This window comes from Kitasatospora sp. NPDC059571, from assembly GCF_042735675.1.
Taxonomy (GTDB): domain Bacteria; phylum Actinomycetota; class Actinomycetes; order Streptomycetales; family Streptomycetaceae; genus Kitasatospora.
In genome coordinates this window covers 1-14,953 of record NZ_JBHWBW010000163.1, presented here as the reverse complement: position 1 = coordinate 14,953, position 14,953 = coordinate 1, and the positions used below count along the sequence as shown (strand labels likewise).

At 71.9% G+C, this 14,953-nt stretch carries 13 protein-coding genes; 2 read left to right on the top strand and 11 right to left on the bottom strand.

Annotation, left to right across the window (positions count from 1 at the left end; genetic code table 11):
- Window positions 1–49 precede the first annotated feature (49 nt).
- The 11 genes from ACFV0G_RS19480 to uvrA all read right to left on the bottom strand — a co-directional run bounded on the left by ACFV0G_RS19480 (window position 50) and on the right by uvrA (window position 13,126).
- Window positions 50–337, bottom strand: a complete 288-nt coding sequence (locus ACFV0G_RS19480; RefSeq protein WP_380548924.1) for an RNA polymerase-binding protein RbpA — start codon at window positions 335–337, stop codon at window positions 50–52.
- 173 nt (window positions 338–510) lie between these two features.
- A complete protein-coding gene (gene secG, locus ACFV0G_RS19475; protein ID WP_380548921.1) occupies window positions 511–744 on the bottom strand; it encodes a preprotein translocase subunit SecG in 234 nt (77 codons plus the stop codon).
- An 88-nt stretch (window positions 745–832) separates the two neighbouring features.
- A complete protein-coding gene (tpiA, locus tag ACFV0G_RS19470) occupies window positions 833–1,618 on the bottom strand; it encodes a triose-phosphate isomerase (protein ID WP_380548918.1) in 786 nt (261 codons plus the stop codon).
- Window positions 1,619–1,621: 3 nt separating this feature from the next.
- Window positions 1,622–2,827 carry a phosphoglycerate kinase gene (locus ACFV0G_RS19465; RefSeq protein ID WP_380548915.1) on the bottom strand — a complete coding sequence of 402 codons (1,206 nt, stop codon included), beginning with the start codon at window positions 2,825–2,827 and terminating at the stop codon, window positions 1,622–1,624.
- A gap of 155 nt (window positions 2,828–2,982) precedes the next feature.
- Entirely contained in the window at window positions 2,983–3,987 is a 1,005-nt protein-coding gene (gene gap, locus ACFV0G_RS19460; protein WP_380548912.1) for a type I glyceraldehyde-3-phosphate dehydrogenase, read from the bottom strand.
- Window positions 3,988–4,271: 284 nt separating this feature from the next.
- Window positions 4,272–5,252, bottom strand: coding sequence for a DNA-binding protein WhiA (gene whiA / locus ACFV0G_RS19455; RefSeq protein WP_380548909.1), 981 nt, complete (start codon window positions 5,250–5,252; stop codon window positions 4,272–4,274).
- Window positions 5,243–6,307: a uridine diphosphate-N-acetylglucosamine-binding protein YvcK gene (gene yvcK, locus ACFV0G_RS19450; protein ID WP_380548906.1), complete on the bottom strand. Its 1,065-nt coding sequence runs from the start codon at window positions 6,305–6,307 to the stop codon at window positions 5,243–5,245. Before yvcK ends, whiA begins: the two co-directional genes overlap by 10 nt.
- 79 nt (window positions 6,308–6,386) lie before the next feature.
- On the bottom strand, window positions 6,387–7,298 hold the full coding sequence (gene rapZ / locus ACFV0G_RS19445; RefSeq protein ID WP_380548903.1) for an RNase adapter RapZ: 912 nt from the start codon (window positions 7,296–7,298) through the stop codon (window positions 6,387–6,389).
- Window positions 7,299–7,416: 118 nt separating this feature from the next.
- The gene (uvrC, locus tag ACFV0G_RS19440; protein ID WP_380548900.1) at window positions 7,417–9,471 is read right to left on the bottom strand and encodes an excinuclease ABC subunit UvrC; all 2,055 of its coding nucleotides are present in this window, start codon (window positions 9,469–9,471) and stop codon (window positions 7,417–7,419) included.
- A 64-nt stretch (window positions 9,472–9,535) separates the two neighbouring features.
- Window positions 9,536–10,045 carry a Rieske (2Fe-2S) protein gene (locus ACFV0G_RS19435; RefSeq protein WP_380548897.1) on the bottom strand — a complete coding sequence of 170 codons (510 nt, stop codon included), beginning with the start codon at window positions 10,043–10,045 and terminating at the stop codon, window positions 9,536–9,538.
- Between the two features lie 144 nt (window positions 10,046–10,189).
- A complete protein-coding gene (gene uvrA, locus ACFV0G_RS19430) occupies window positions 10,190–13,126 on the bottom strand; it encodes an excinuclease ABC subunit UvrA (protein WP_380548894.1) in 2,937 nt (978 codons plus the stop codon).
- A 300-nt stretch (window positions 13,127–13,426) separates the two neighbouring features.
- Here uvrA and ACFV0G_RS19425 point away from each other — a divergent pair, with 300 nt between their 5' ends.
- Window positions 13,427–14,203: a maleylpyruvate isomerase family mycothiol-dependent enzyme gene (locus tag ACFV0G_RS19425; protein WP_380548891.1), complete on the top strand. Its 777-nt coding sequence runs from the start codon at window positions 13,427–13,429 to the stop codon at window positions 14,201–14,203.
- Between the two features lie 65 nt (window positions 14,204–14,268).
- Window positions 14,269–14,922 (top strand): MBL fold metallo-hydrolase, encoded by a 654-nt coding sequence (locus ACFV0G_RS19420; protein ID WP_380548888.1) that lies wholly within the window; start codon window positions 14,269–14,271, stop codon window positions 14,920–14,922.
- The last annotated feature ends 31 nt before the right edge of the window (window positions 14,923–14,953 follow it).

The following is a 14,953-nucleotide window of genomic DNA, read 5'->3' as shown; positions in this document are numbered from 1 at the left end:
TTCGCCCCCCCCCGCCCCCCCCCCCTTCGCTCTGCCGTGCGTGCCGTGCTCAGATCTCGCCGCGCAGCTTGGCGAGCGCCTCGGCCAGGATCGCCTCGCCGTCGGCGTCGGTGCGACGCTCCCGGACGTACGCGAGGTGGGTCTTGTACGGCTCGTTGCGGGCCGGGGCCGGCGGGTTGAGCTCGTCCTGTCCGGCGGGGAACCCGCAGCGCGGGCAGTCCCAGGTCTCCGGGATGGCCGCCTCGGCGGCGAAGCTGGGGCGCGTCTCGTGCTTGTTCGCGCACCAGAAGGAGATCCGGGTACGGGGGGCGGACTCGCCGCGCTCCGCCTCGCCCATCGGGCCGGCGCCGACTCTGCTTCCTCGGATGGCGTTGCCACTTGCCACGGTCTGACTCCCTGCGTGCTGGTGCCGCCCGGCCGCGGCTGTGCGGACGGTGGCGAAGTCGTCCTAGTGTAAGCGGCACTTAAGCATCTGCCACCACCGCCTCCGCATCGCCTGCGGACGGAGCGTTACTTGTACTTGAGCAGCAGGCTGAGCACCACGATGCACGCGAACCACGCGATGCCGACGATGATGGTGATCCGGTCCAGGTTGCGCTCGGCCACCGCCGAACCGCCGCCGGTCGACATCGCACCGCCGCCGAACATGTCGGACAGGCCGCCGCCCTTCCCCTTGTGCAGCAGCACCAGGAGGATCATCAGCAGGCTGAAGATGATCAGGGCAATCGAGAACCCGATAACCACGACGGGACCAACTCTCTCGTATCTTCGGCGAAGGGGCCGGGCCGCATGGAAGCGGTCCGGCCCCAAAGCCTACGTTGCTGCAGCGGCGTTAGCCTACTGCCTGCTCGCGGTAGCGCACGATCTTGACGAACTCGTCGGCATCCAGGGAGGCGCCGCCGATCAGGCCGCCGTCCACGTCGGGCTTGGCCATCAGGCCGGCCGCGCTCGAGGACTTCACCGAACCGCCGTACAGGATGCGGACCTTGCCGGCCAGCTCCCCGTCGTAGAGCTCGGCCAGGCGGGCGCGGATGGCACCGCAGACCTCCTGGGCGTCCTCCGGGGTCGCCACCTCGCCGGTGCCGATCGCCCAGACCGGCTCGTACGCGACGACGACGCTCTCCGCGTCGGAGGCCGGGACGCCGTCGAGGGCGCCGTCCAGCTGGGCCAGGGTGTACGCGACGTGGGTGCCGGCCTTGCGGATGTCCAGCGGCTCGCCGATGCACAGGATCGGGGTGATCCCATTGCGGTAGGCGGCCTTCACCTTGGCGTTGACGATCTCCTCGTTCTCGCCGTGGTACTGGCGGCGCTCCGAGTGGCCGATCACCGCGTAGGTGCACTTGAGCTTGGCCAGCATCGGGCCGGAGATCTCGCCGGTGTAGGCACCGGAGTCGTGCGCCGAGATGTCCTGCGAGCCGTACTTGATCTTCAGCTTGTCGCCGTCGACCAGGGTCTGCACCGAGCGCAGGTCGGTGAAGGGGGCGAGGACGGCGACCTCGACGGCCTCGTAGTCCTTGTCCGCCAGCGCGAAGGCCAGCTTCTGGGTGTGCTGGATGGCCTCAAGGTGGTTGAGGTTCATCTTCCAGTTGCCCGCCATCAGCGGGAGACGCTCAGTCATTCCTCAGCCTTCCAGGGCGGCGAGACCGGGAAGGGTCTTGCCCTCCAGGTACTCGAGGCTCGCGCCACCGCCGGTCGAGATGTGCCCGAACTTCGTCTCGTCGAAGCCCAGGAGGCGGACGGCCGCGGCGGAGTCGCCACCGCCGACCACGGTGAACGCGTCGCTGTCGAGCAGCGCCGCGGCGACGGCCTTGGTGCCGTCGGCGAAGGCGGGGTGCTCGAAGACACCCATGGGGCCGTTCCAGAAGACCGTCGCCGCGTCCGCGATCTTGGACGCGAACAGCTCGCCGGACTTCGGGCCGATGTCCAGGCCCAGGGTGCCGGCCGGGATCTTGTCGGCGTCGACGACCTGGCGGTCCTCGACCGGGGCCTTGGTCTTCAGGTCGGGGAAGCCGCCGGAGACCACGGCGTCCACCGGGATCACGAACTCGACGCCGTTCGCCTTCGCGCGCTCCAGGTACTCGAGCACGGTCGGGATCTGGTCCTCCTGCAGCAGCGAGTTGCCGACCTCGTGGCCCTGGGCCGCGAGGAAGGTGAACGCCATGCCGCCGCCGATCAGGATGCGGTCGGCCTTGCCCAGCAGGTTGTCGATCACGCCGACCTTGTCGGAGACCTTGGAGCCGCCGAGCACCACCACGTACGGGCGGGCGACCTCGTCGGTGAGGCGCTTGAGCACGCCCACCTCGGTGGCGATCAGGTCGCCGACGGCGTGCGGCAGCCGGGCCGGCAGGTCGTACACCGAGGCGTGCTTGCGGTGCACCGCACCGAAGCCGTCGCCCACGTACAGGTCCGCCAGGGCGGCCAGCTCGTCCGCGAAGGCGCCGCGCTCGGCGTCGTCCTTGGCGGTCTCGCCGGCGTTGAAGCGCAGGTTCTCCAGCAGCGTGACCTCGCCGTCGGCCAGGGCGGCGACGGTGGCCTTCGCGCTCTCGCCCACGGTGTCGGTGGCGAAGGACACCGGAACGCCGAGGATCTCGCCGAGGCGGACGGCGACCGGCGCAAGGGAGAACTGCGGGTCGGGCTCGCCCTTGGGGCGGCCCAGGTGGGAGGCGACGACCACCTTGGCGCCGGCCTGCACCAGCTTGGCGATGGTCGGGGCGACGGCGCGGATCCGGCCGTCGTCGGTGATCTCGCCGCCGGACAGCGGCACGTTCAGGTCGGCGCGGACGAACACCCGCTGGCCGGCGACCTGGAGGTCTTCGATCGTCTTCACGGTCTTGGGTCTCCCGAGGAAGGTGGTGCGTGTCGGCGGCACGGCGGCGGGCCACCAGGAACACGGCGGGCGAGGGTTGGAGACGCGAAGCGGGGGCCCGGACGGCCAAAGCCTTCCGGGCCCCGCACCTCACATCACGTCAGCTCCCGCGCAGGTCAGAGCTGGCCGCCGACGAGCGTGGTCAGGTTGACGAGACGGTTCGAGTAGCCCCACTCGTTGTCGTACCAACCGAAGATCTTGACCTGGTTGCCCTGGGCCATGGTCATGAGGGAGTCGAAGATCGTGGAGAACGGCGAGTTCACGATGTCGGAGGAGACGATCGGGTCCTCGGTGTACTGGAGGATGCCCTTGAGCTCGCCCTCGGCCGCCTTCTGGAAGGCGGCGTTGACCTCCTCGACGGTGACCTCGCGCTCGAGGGTCACGACCAGGTCGGTGATCGAGCCGGTGGGGACCGGGACGCGCAGCGAGGTGCCGTCCAGCTTGCCCTTGAGCTCGGGGAGGACCAGGGCGGTGGCCTTGGCGGCACCCGTCGAGGTCGGGATGATGTTGAGCGACGCGGCACGGGCGCGGCGCAGGTCCTTGTGCGGGAAGTCCAGGGTGACCTGGTCGTTGGTGAACGCGTGCACCGTGGTCATCAGACCCTTGACGATGCCGAAGTTCTCGTTCAGCACCTTCGCCAGCGGCGCCACGCAGTTGGTGGTGCAGGAGGCGTTGGAGATGACGGTGTGCTTGGCGGCGTCGTACTTGTCGTCGTTGACACCCATGACGATGGTGACGTCTTCGTCGGTCGCGGGCGCCGAGATGATGACCTTCTTCGCGCCGGCCGTCACGTGCTTCTTTGCAAGCTCGGCCTTGGTGAAGATACCGGTGGACTCGATGACGATGTCCACGCCCAGCTCGCCCCAGGGGAGGTTGGCCGGGTCGCGCTCGGCGATGACCTTGAAGGTCTTGCCGTCCACGGTGATGCTGTCGGCGGTGTGAGAGACCTCGGACTGGAGAGTGCCGAGGATCGAGTCGTACTTGAGCAGGTGCGCCAGGGTCTTCGTGTCCGTCAGGTCGTTGACACCGACGATCTCGATGTCCGCGCCCTGGGCCTGAACCGCACGGAAGAAGTTGCGGCCGATGCGGCCGAATCCGTTGATGCCTACCCGGATCGTCACGAACCGATCTCCTCTTAGGTACGCCGGACTGATGCCGACGGGGGTGGAAATGGGATGTCCCCGACCACCCATGACCCTACCTCCCTGGGGCTCCCATGGGCACATCGCCTCTCCGCCCGGGACGGCCCGGGGCGGCCCGTCGGATTACCCGCGAGTAACTCCTGTGACTGCCGCGCATAAATGGGGCGCGGGGAACTACGGAATCGGTGAACGCGGTGTCGCGCCTTCCGATTCGCACAGTTCCCCGCGCCTCAAATACGTGTCCGAATAGCGCGACACCGATTTCAGCTGAGCGCCATCTCGTCGGTCAGGTTGGCCTCGGTGCTCGGCAGGCCGAGTTCCGCGGCGCGCTTGTCGGCCATCGCCAGCAGCCGGCGGATCCGGCCGGCCACCGCGTCCTTGGTGAGCGGCGGGTCGGCGAGCGCGCCGAGCTCCTCCAGCGAGGCCTGCTTGTGCTGCATCCGCAGCTGGCCGGCGGCGGCCAGGTGCTCGGGCACCTCGTCGCCGAGGATCTCCAGCGCGCGCTGCACGCGCGCGCCCGCCGCGACCGCCGCGCGCGCCGAGCGGCGCAGGTTGGCGTCGTCGAAGTTGGCGAGCCGGTTGGCGGTGGCCCGGACCTCGCGCCGCATCCGGCGCTCCTCCCAGGCGAGCACCGACTCGTGCGCCCCGAGCCGGGTCAGCAGGGCGCCGATCGCGTCGCCGTCCCGGATCACCACCCGGTCCACCCCGCGGACCTCGCGGGCCTTGGCCGGGATGCCGAGCCGGCGGGCCGCGCCGACCAGGGCCAGGGCCGCCTCGGAACCGGGGCAGGTGATCTCCAGGGAGGAGGACCGGCCGGGCTCGGTGAGCGAACCGTGCGCCAGGAAGGCACCGCGCCAGGCGGCCTCGGCGTCGCAGGTCGCACCGGAGACCACCGCCGGGGGCAGGCCCCGGATCGGCCGGCCGCGCCCGTCCACCAGGCCGGTCTGCCGCGCCAGCAGATCGCCGTCCTTGACCACCCGGACCACGTACCGGCTGCCGCGCCGCAGCCCGCCGGGGGCCATCACGACCAGGTCCGAGGAGTGCCCGAAGATCTCCAGCAGGTCCTTGCGCAGGCGCCGTGCCGCGATACCGGTGTCCAGCTCCGCCTCGATCACGATGCGGCCGCTCACGATGTGCAGGCCGCCCGCGAACCGCAGGATCGCGGAGACCTCGGCCTTGCGGCAGCAGGCACGGGTGACCGGGAGCCGGGAGATTTCGTCCTTCACCGCTGGGGTCATCGCCATGGGCCGATCCTTCCATGCGTCCGGAAAATCCGGTCGTACGCCGCCGCCAAGAGCTCCGGGTCGTGTCGCGGAGTCCCGTCCGAGCGGGCCACCGAGCCGAGCACCAGGGCGGCGCCCATCCGCTCGGCGGCCTTCTCCAGGCCCGCCAGGTCGGCGACCCCGAAGGCGCCGCCGGTGACCGCCCGCTCGTCCACCAGGATCGCATCCACCGCGAGGTCCGGGGCGTGGTCGGCGATCACGTCCAGGTGGCGCTGCGGGGTGAAGCCCTCGGTCTCGCCGGGCTGCGGGGCGAGGTTCAGGGTGAGCAGCCGGCGCGCGCGGGTCTCGGTGAGCGCCTTGGCGAGCTCGGGGACGAGCAGGTGCGGCAGCACGCTGGTGAACCAGGAGCCGGGGCCGAGCACCACCCAGTCGGCCTCCAGGACGGCCTGGACCGCCTCCGGGACGGCCGGCGGCTCCTCGGGCAGCAGCCGGACCGACTGCACCGTGCCCGGGGTCGCGGCGACGCTCGCCTGCCCGCGGACCGCGCCCAGCTCGTGCGGGCGGTCCGGGTCGTGGCCGCGGACCTCCGCCTCGATGTCCAGCGGGACGGCCGACATCGGCAGCACCCGGCCCTGGACGTTCAGCAGCCGGCCCACCCAGTTCAGCGCCTCGACCGGGTCGCCGAGCTTCTCCCAGAGCGCCACGATCAGCAGGTTGCCGACCGCGTGGCCGCGGAGGTCGCCGTCGCCGGTGAAGCGCTGCTGGAGCACCTCGGACCAGGTGCGGCCCCAGTCGTCGTCGCCGCAGAGCGCGGCGAGCGCCTTGCGCAGGTCACCGGGGGGCAGCACCCCCAGCTCGGCCCGGAGCCGGCCGCTGGAACCGCCGTCGTCGGCGACCGTGACGCCGGCGGTCAGCTCGTTGGTGAGCCGGCGCAGCGCGGAGAGCGAGGCGGACAGGCCCTGTCCGCCGCCCAGTGCAGTGATCCGGGGGGCGCCGGGGCGCGGCGGTCTCGGACCGGTCTGGGCTCGCTCGCCGGACCTCTGCTGCCACTGCCGTGCCGGCGAGTAACCCGTCACACCGACCCCACGTTCCTGTCTCGTGCTGGTATGCGCGGCGGACGGGGGTGGCGCGGTCGGCCCGGTCAGGCCCGGCCGGTCACTCCCTGCCCATGTCGCGGTGGACCAGCACCGTTTCCACGCCGTCGGCGATCAGACGTCTGGTCAGCCGTTCCGACATGGCGACGCTCCGGTGCTTGCCACCGGTGCAGCCTACGGCAAGAGTCATGTAGCGCTTGCCCTCTCGGCGATACCCTTCGATCACGATCCGCAGCAGCTCTGCGTAACCGTCCAGGAACTCCTGGGCACCGGGCTGCTTGAAGACGTAGTCGGCGACGTCCGCGTCCGTGCCCGTCCGGGCCCGCAGCTCGGGCACCCAGTGCGGGTTGGGCAGGAAGCGGCAGTCCACCACCAGGTCGGCGTCGACCGGCAGCCCGTACTTGAAGCCGAACGACATCACGGTGGCCCGCAGCTCCGGCTCGTCGTGGTCGGCGAACTGGGCGTCCAGCTTGGCGCGGAGCTGGTGGACGTTGAGGTTCGAGGTGTCGATCACCAGGTCTGCCTCGCCGCGCAGGTCGCGCAGCAGCTCGCGCTCCTGGGCGATGCCGTCGACGATCCGGCCCTCGCCCTGCAGCGGGTGAGGGCGGCGCACCGACTCGAAGCGGCGCACCAGCGCCTCGTCGGAGGAGTCCAGGAAGACCACGCGCAGCCGTACCCCGCGCTTCTCCAGCTCCTCCAGCGAGGTCAGCAGGTCGTCGAAGAAGCTGCGGCCGCGCACGTCGACCACGGCGCCGATCCGGGGCACCGAGCCCTGGGAGCGGGCGCCGAGGTCGACCATGGTCGGGATCAGCGCGGGTGGCAGATTGTCCACCACGAACCAGCCCAGATCCTCCAGGCACTTGGCGGCGGTGCTCCGGCCGGCGCCGGACATGCCGGAGATGATCACCAGCTCCGGGGTGTTCTCTCCCCCGCCCTCGGGCCGGGTGGTACCGCCGTGGTCGGACCCTGTCACTTCGCTTCCCCGCTCTCGGTGGTTCGCTTCAGAAGAACGCGCCGGACCCCGCCGGACTTCCCCGTCCCGCGCTGGCGGGAGGGGTGCGGGCGCCGTTGCGGACGGGCGCCGTCGACCGTCATGGCGTCTCCTGGGGTGCGCCGGGCCCGGCCGGGCCGGCTCCGTCGTCAATGATCTCGCCGGTCGCGGTGTTCACCGCTGGTGCGGCAGGTGTCCGGGAGGCCAACGCCTCGGCAACAGTCTCCGCGGTGCGCCGGCCGATGCCCGGGACCTCGCACAGTTCGTCGACGGTCGCGGCCCGCAACCGCTTGAGCGAGCCGAAGTGCTTGAGCAGCGCCTGGCGGCGAGTCTCGCCGAGTCCGGGCACCGAGTCCAGCTCCCCGGTGGTGAGTCGCTTCGAGCGCTTGGCGCGCTGGTAGGTGATGGCGAACCGGTGCGCCTCGTCGCGGACCCGCTGGAGCAGGTACAGGCCCTCGCTGGAGCGGGGCAGCACCACCGGGTCGTCCTCGCCGGGCAGCCAGACCTCCTCCAGGCGCTTGGCGAGGCCGCACAGGGCGACGTCGTCGATGCCGAGCTCGTCCAGGGCCCGCCGGGCGGCGGCGACCTGCGGCTGGCCGCCGTCGACGACCAGCAACTGCGGCGGGTAGGCGAAGCGGCGCGGGCGGCCGGTGTCCGGGTCGATCGGCCCGGCGGTGTCCCGCAGGTCCCCGTCGGCGGGGGCCGCGGAGCCGTCGGGGGCGGCGCCGTCCTCGGGGACGGCCCACTCGCCGGTCTGCTCGCGCTCCTGGAGGTAGCGGCGGAAGCGCCGGCCGACCACCTCGTGCATGGAGCGGACGTCGTCCTGGCCCGCGAAGCCCTTGATGGCGAAGCGCCGGTACTCGCTCTTGCGGGCCAGGCCGTCCTCGAAGACCACCATCGAGGCGACCACGTCCTCGCCCTGGAGGTGGGAGATGTCGAAGCACTCGATGCGCAGCGGCACCGAGTCGAGGCCGAGGGCGTCGGCGAGCTCCTGCAGGGCGCGGCTGCGGGTGGTGAGGTCGGCGGCGCGCTTGGTCTTGTGCAGCGCCAGCGCCTGCTGGGCGTTGCGCTGCACGGTGGCCATCAGGTCCTTCTTGTCGCCGCGCTGCGGGACGCGCAGGTCCACCTGGGCACCGCGCAGGCCGGTCAGCCACTCGCGGACCGGGCCGACCGGGTCGGGCAGTTCGGGGACGAGGACCTCGCGCGGCACCGACTCGCTGCCCGAGCCGTACAGCTGCTGGAGGGCGTGCTCGACCAGGCCGGGGGTGTCGACGTCCTCGACCCGGTCGGTGACCCAGCCGCGCTGGCCGCGGACCCGGCCGCCGCGGACGTGGAAGATCTGGACGGCGGCCTCCAGCTCGTCCTCGGCGAGGGCGAGCAGGTCGGCGTCGGTGCCGTCGGCGAGGACGACGGCGTTCTTCTCCATGGCGCGCTTGAGGGCGCCGAGGTCGTCGCGCAGCCGGGCCGCCTTCTCGTACTCCATGGCGGCGGCGGCCTGCTGCATCTCCTGCTCCAGCCGGCGCAGCCGGCCGCCCGTCCGGCCGGCCATGAAGTCGCAGAACTCCTCGGCGAGTTCGCGATGCTCCTCGGCGGAGATCTTGCCGACGCAGGGGGCGGCGCACTTGCCGATGTAGCCGAGCAGGCAGGGCCGGCCGACCTGGGCCGCGCGCTTGAACACGCCGTTGGAGCACGTCCGGACGGGGAAGACCCGCAGCAGCAGGTCGACCGTCTCGCGGATGGCCCAGGCGTGGCCGTAGGGGCCGAAGTAGCGCACGCCCTTCTTGTGGGCGCCGCGCATCACCTGGACCCGCGGGTACTCCTCGTTGAGGGTGACCGCGAGCTCCGGGTAGCTCTTGTCGTCGCGGTACTTGACGTTGAACCGGGGGTCGTACTCCTTGATCCAGGAGTACTCCAGCTGGAGCGCCTCGACCTCGGTGCCGACCACCGTCCACTCGACCGAGGCGGCGGTGGTGACCATCGTCGCGGTGCGCGGGTGCAGGCCCGCGATGTCCTGGAAGTACGAGGACAGCCGCGGCCGCAGGCTCTTGGCCTTGCCGACGTAGATGACCCGGCCGTGCGCGTCACGGAACCGGTAGACCCCGGGAGAGAGCGGGATCGCACCGGGCGCCGGACGGTAGGTGGACGGGTCTGCCATGCCCCTACCGTACCGACTGCCGGTGACCGTCCGTGGCCGGTTTCAGCTCCCGGACCGACGGGGCTCAGGCCGGGGTGACCTGGAGCTTGCCGTCGGTCACGACCACGGCGTAGGCGGGCAGCGGCTTGGGCGCCGGGCCGTCCTCGACCGCGCCGTCGGTGATCGAGAACCGGCTGCCGTGGCAGGGGCAGTCGATCTGCTTGTCCTTCACCTGGTCGACGATGCAGCCGGCGTGGGTGCAGCGGGCGCTGAACGCCTTGTACTGGCCCGCGGTCGGCTGGGTGACGACGATCTTCTGGTCGCGGTAGACCTTGCCGCCGCCGACCGGGACGTCGGAGGCCGCGCCGAGGTCGACCGGGGCCGCGGAGGCCGCGCCGGTGCCGGTGCCGCCCGTCCCGGCTGCGCCGCCGGTGCCGGATCCGGCGGAGGAGGAGGACGAGGAGGAGCAGCCGGTGACCGCGACGGCGCCGCCCGCGGCCAGCACTGCGGCGGCACCGCAGAGCAGGGTGCGGCGGGAGGCGGCGGGGCGCTGGGCGTCCCCGGACTGGGGCGCGGTGGCGACGGGCTCGTTCATGCGGGCGGCTCCTCGGACGCTGGTACGGGCGGACCGGCGGCAGTCTATGCCCCGTACCTGGGCGTTCCGCCCGGGCGAGCGGTACTGGCACACCACCTCCCCGGCCCGCCGGGGACCGGGGAGGTTCGGTGAGCGTGTGCCCCGCTACTTCTTGGCGGCGGCCCGCTTGCGCGGGGCGGCGGTGCCGGACCGGGCACCGCCCCGGCGGGCGGCCGGGACGGCGGCGTCGGCCGCGTCCGAGCCGCTGCCGAGGATGTCGCGCAGGAACTTGCCGGTGTGGCTGGCCGTCTCCTGGGCGATCTCCTCGGGGGTGCCCTCGGCGACCACCGTGCCGCCGCCGCTGCCGCCCTCCGGGCCCATGTCGACGACCCAGTCCGCGGTCTTGATGACGTCGAGGTTGTGCTCGATGACGATCACCGTGTTGCCCTTGTCGACCAGGCCCTCCAGGACGCGGATCAGCTTGGAGATGTCCTCGAAGTGCAGGCCGGTGGTGGGCTCGTCGAGCACGTACACGGTGCGGCCGGTGGAGCGCTTCTGGAGCTCGGAGGAGAGCTTGACGCGCTGGGCCTCGCCGCCGGAGAGGGTGGTGGCGGGCTGGCCGAGCCGGACGTAGCCGAGGCCGACCTCCTTGAGGGTGCGCAGGTGGCGGGCGATCGCCGGGACGGCCTCGAAGAAGTCGAGCGCCTCCTCGATCGGCATGTCCAGCACCTCGGCGATGGACTTGCCCTTGTAGTGGACCTCCAGCGTCTCCCGGTTGTAGCGGGCGCCGTGGCAGACCTCGCAGGGGACGTAGACGTCCGGCAGGAAGTTCATCTCGATCTTGATGGTGCCGTCGCCGGAGCAGTTCTCGCAGCGGCCGCCCTTGACGTTGAAGGAGAACCGGCCGGGCAGGTAGCCGCGGACCTTGGCCTCCTGGGTCTCCGCGAAGAGCTTGCGGACGTGGTCGAAGACGCCCGTGTAGGTGGCCGGGTTGGAGCGCGGGGTGCGGCCGATCGGCGACTGGTCGACGTGCACCACCTTGTCGACCAGGTCGGTGCCGGTGATCCGGGTGTGCCGGCCGGGCACGCTGCGGGCGCCGTTCAGCTCGCGGGCGAGGTGGGTGTAGAGGATGTCGTTGACCAGGGTCGACTTGCCGGAGCCGGAGACGCCGGTGACCGCGGTGAAGGTGCCGAGGGGGAAGCCCACGGTGACGTCCTGCAGGTTGTGCTCGCGGGCGCCGTGCACGGTGATCTGGCGCTTCTTGTCCCGCGGCCGGCGCACGGCCGGGGTGGGGATGGCGCGCTTGCCGGAGAGGTACTGGCCGGTCAGCGATTCGTCGTTGGCCAGCAGCTCCTTGAGCGAGCCGGAGTGGACGACCTTGCCGCCGTGCTCGCCGGCGCCGGGGCCGATGTCGACCACCCAGTCCGCGGTCTTGATGGTGTCCTCGTCGTGCTCGACCACGATCAGGGTGTTGCCGATGTCGCGCAGCCGGACGAGGGTCTCGATGAGCCGGTGGTTGTCGCGCTGGTGCAGGCCGATGGACGGCTCGTCGAGGACGTACAGCACGCCGACCAGGCCGGAGCCGATCTGGGTGGCGAGCCGGATGCGCTGGGCCTCGCCGCCGGAGAGCGTGCCGGCCGCGCGGTTGAGCGAGAGGTAGTCCAGGCCGACGTCGACCAGGAAGCGCAACCGCTCGTTGACCTCCTTGAGCACCCGCTCGGCGATCTTCTTGTCGCGGGCGGTGAGCTTCATCGCGCCGAGGAACTCGGCGCAGTCGCTGATCGACATCCCGGAGACGTCGGCGATCGACTTGTCCTGGATGGTGACCGCGAGGACCACCGGCTTGAGCCGGGTGCCGTTGCACGCGGGGCAGTGCACCTCGCGCATGTACCCCTCGAAGCGCTCGCGGCTGGAGTCGCTCTCCGCCTCGGAGTGCCGGCGCTGGACGAACGGCACCGCGCCCTCGAAGGAGGTGGTGTAGGAGCGGTCGCGGCCGTAGCGGTTGCGGTAGCGCACCTCGACCTGGGTCTTGTGGCCGTACAGCAGCGCCTTGCGGGCGCGGGCGGGCAGCCCGGCCCAGGGGATGTCGGTGCGGAAGCCCAGCTCGCCGGCGAGCGCGTCGATCAGGCGCTGGAAGTACTCCTTGGTGTGGCCCTGGGACCACGGGTGGATGGCGCCCTCCTCCAACGACTTCTCCTCGTCGGGGATGACCAGCTCCGGGTCGACCTCCATCCGGTTGCCGAGGCCGGAGCAGTCCGGGCAGGCGCCGAACGGCGAGTTGAAGGAGAACGAGCGCGGCTCCAGCTCCTCGAAGGAGACGTCGTCGTACGGGCAGTACAGGTGCTCGGAGAACATCCGCTCGCGCTCGGGGTCGTCGTCCGGAAGGTCGACGAAGTCCAGCACCACCATGCCGCCGGACAGCTTGAGGGCCGTCTCGACCGAGTCGGTCAGCCGGCGCTTGGCGCTCTCCTTGACGGTGAGGCGGTCGATGACCACCTCGATGGTGTGCTTCTCCTGCTTCTTGAGCGTCGGCGGCTCGGTCAGCTGGACCGTCGCGCCGTCGACCCGGGCGCGGGCGTAGCCCTTGGACTGGAGGTCGGCGAAGAGGTCGACGAACTCGCCCTTGCGCTCGCGCACCACCGGGCTGAGCACCTGGAAGCGGGTGCCCTCGGCGAGCTCCAGCACCCGGTCGACGATGGCCTGCGGCGACTGCCGGGCGATCGGGCGGGCACAGTGCGGACAGTGCGGTTTGCCGATCCGGGCGAAGAGCAGGCGGAGGTAGTCGTAGACCTCGGTGATGGTGCCGACCGTGGAGCGCGGGTTGCGGCTGGTGGACTTCTGGTCGATCGAGACGGCCGGCGACAGGCCCTCGATGAAGTCGACGTCGGGCTTGTCCATCTGCCCGAGGAACTGGCGCGCGTACGAGGACAGCGACTCGACGTACCGCCGCTGCCCCTCGGCGAAGATCGTGTCGAAGGCCAGCGAGGACTTGCCGGACCCGGAGAGGCCGGTGAAGACGATGAGGGAGTCGCGGGGCAGGTCGAGCGAGACGTTCTTGAGGTTGTGCTCGCGAGCACCGCGGACGATCAGGCGGTCGGCCACTGCTTCTGGCGCCTTTCTCCGGGGAGGTGGGGCTGCGTCTGGCCCCAAGGAGGACCAACGAGCGAGATGGGCGTTTTCTTCCAGCTTCGGACCGCCAGCCTATAGCTCAGGCGTTCGAATATCGAGCTTGTCCAGCGGAGACCACCCGAACGAGTGAGGGCCGCCCGCCGCCGCGGGCGCCGGGCCCGCGAAAACCGCAGTTCGGGGCCGGTCGACCGGGGTAGCGTCCCCTGTACAACGAGCGGCGGCGCCCGCCGGCAACGCCGCCCGTCCCACCCACCGCAGCCACCGGAGGCCGCCATGACCGACCCAGGGGCCGCCCGTCGCGCGGCCGAGACCGCCGCGGGGCACCTCAAGGACGTCGCCGACTCCACCGAGCAGCTGCTGCGCGGCGCCGCCGGGCTGGACCCGGCCGACGTCGCCGGGCCGTCCGGCCTGCCCGGCTGGACGCGCGGGCACGTGCTCGCCCACCTCGCCCGCAACGCCGACTCCCTGGTCAATCTGCTGGAGACCGCTCGCACCGGGGTCGACATCCCCCAGTACGCCTCCCCCGAGGCGCGCGAGCACGGGATCCGCGACGGGGCCGGCCGACCGCTCGACGTCCAGCTCGCCGACCTCGCGACCAGCGCCGAGCGGCTCGCGGCCTGCGCCGCCACCCTGCCCGACGAGGCCTGGACGGCCGTGCTGCGCCACCGCAACGGCTACCGCTTCCCGGCGTACGAGGTGCCGTACAAGCGGCTGATGGAGGTCGAGTACCACCACGTCGACCTGGCCGCCGGCTACACCCCGGCGCACTGGCCGGAGGCGTTCGCCGCCGCCGAGCTGGAGCGGATCGCCGGCCAGCTCGCCGGCTCCGACGGGCTGCCCCCGCTGCTGCTGGTCGCCGAGGACACCGGCGCCCGGGTGGCGGCCGGCCGCGACGGCGCCGGGCCCGCGCTGGACGTCGAGGGCCCCGTCCGGGCGCTGGCGGCCTGGCTCGCCGGCCGCTCCGACGGCGACGGCCTGCAGGTCCGCCGGGGCGGCGAGCTGCTGCCCGACGGCCGCAGCGCCCTGCCGCAGCTTCCTCCGCTGCACTGAACAGGCGATGATGCGGATGACGGCCTTCAGCCGCCGCTGCGCCACGACGACCGAGGAGCTGTGCGATGACGTACCACGGAGCGGTGAAGGTCGGCAGTCCGCCGGACACCCGCGAGCTCGCCCATCTGATCATCACCAAGGTGGCGGTCGGCCCCTACGACAACAACGCGTACCTGCTGCGCTGCCGGGCCACCGACGAGCAGCTGCTGATCGACGCGGCCGCCGATGCCCCGGCCCTGCTGGAGACCGTGGGCGACCGGCTGGCCACGGTGGTCACCACCCACCGCCACCACGACCACTGGGCGGCGCTGGCCGAGGTGGTGGCCGCCACCGGCGCCCGCACGGCCGCCGGCCGGATCGACGCCGAGGGCATCGACGTCCCCACCGGGCTGCTGCTGGACGACGGCGACGTGCTGCGGGTGGGCCAGGTCGAGCTCACCGTCCGGCACCTGGTCGGGCACACCCCCGGCGCGATCGTGCTGATCTACGACGACCCCCAGGGCCACCCGCACGTGTTCACCGGCGACTGCCTCTTCCCCGGCGGCGTCGGCAACACCTGGAAGGACCCGGAGGCCTTCGCCAGCCTGTTCCGGGACGTCAACGAGAAGATCTTCGACGTACTGCCCGACGAGGCCTGGGTCTACCCCGGCCACGGCACCGACACCACGCTCGGCGCCGCGCGCCCGCACCTCGCCGAGTGGCGCGAGCGGGGCTGGTGACGGCCGCGGCCCCCGCGCACCGAGCGGTGCG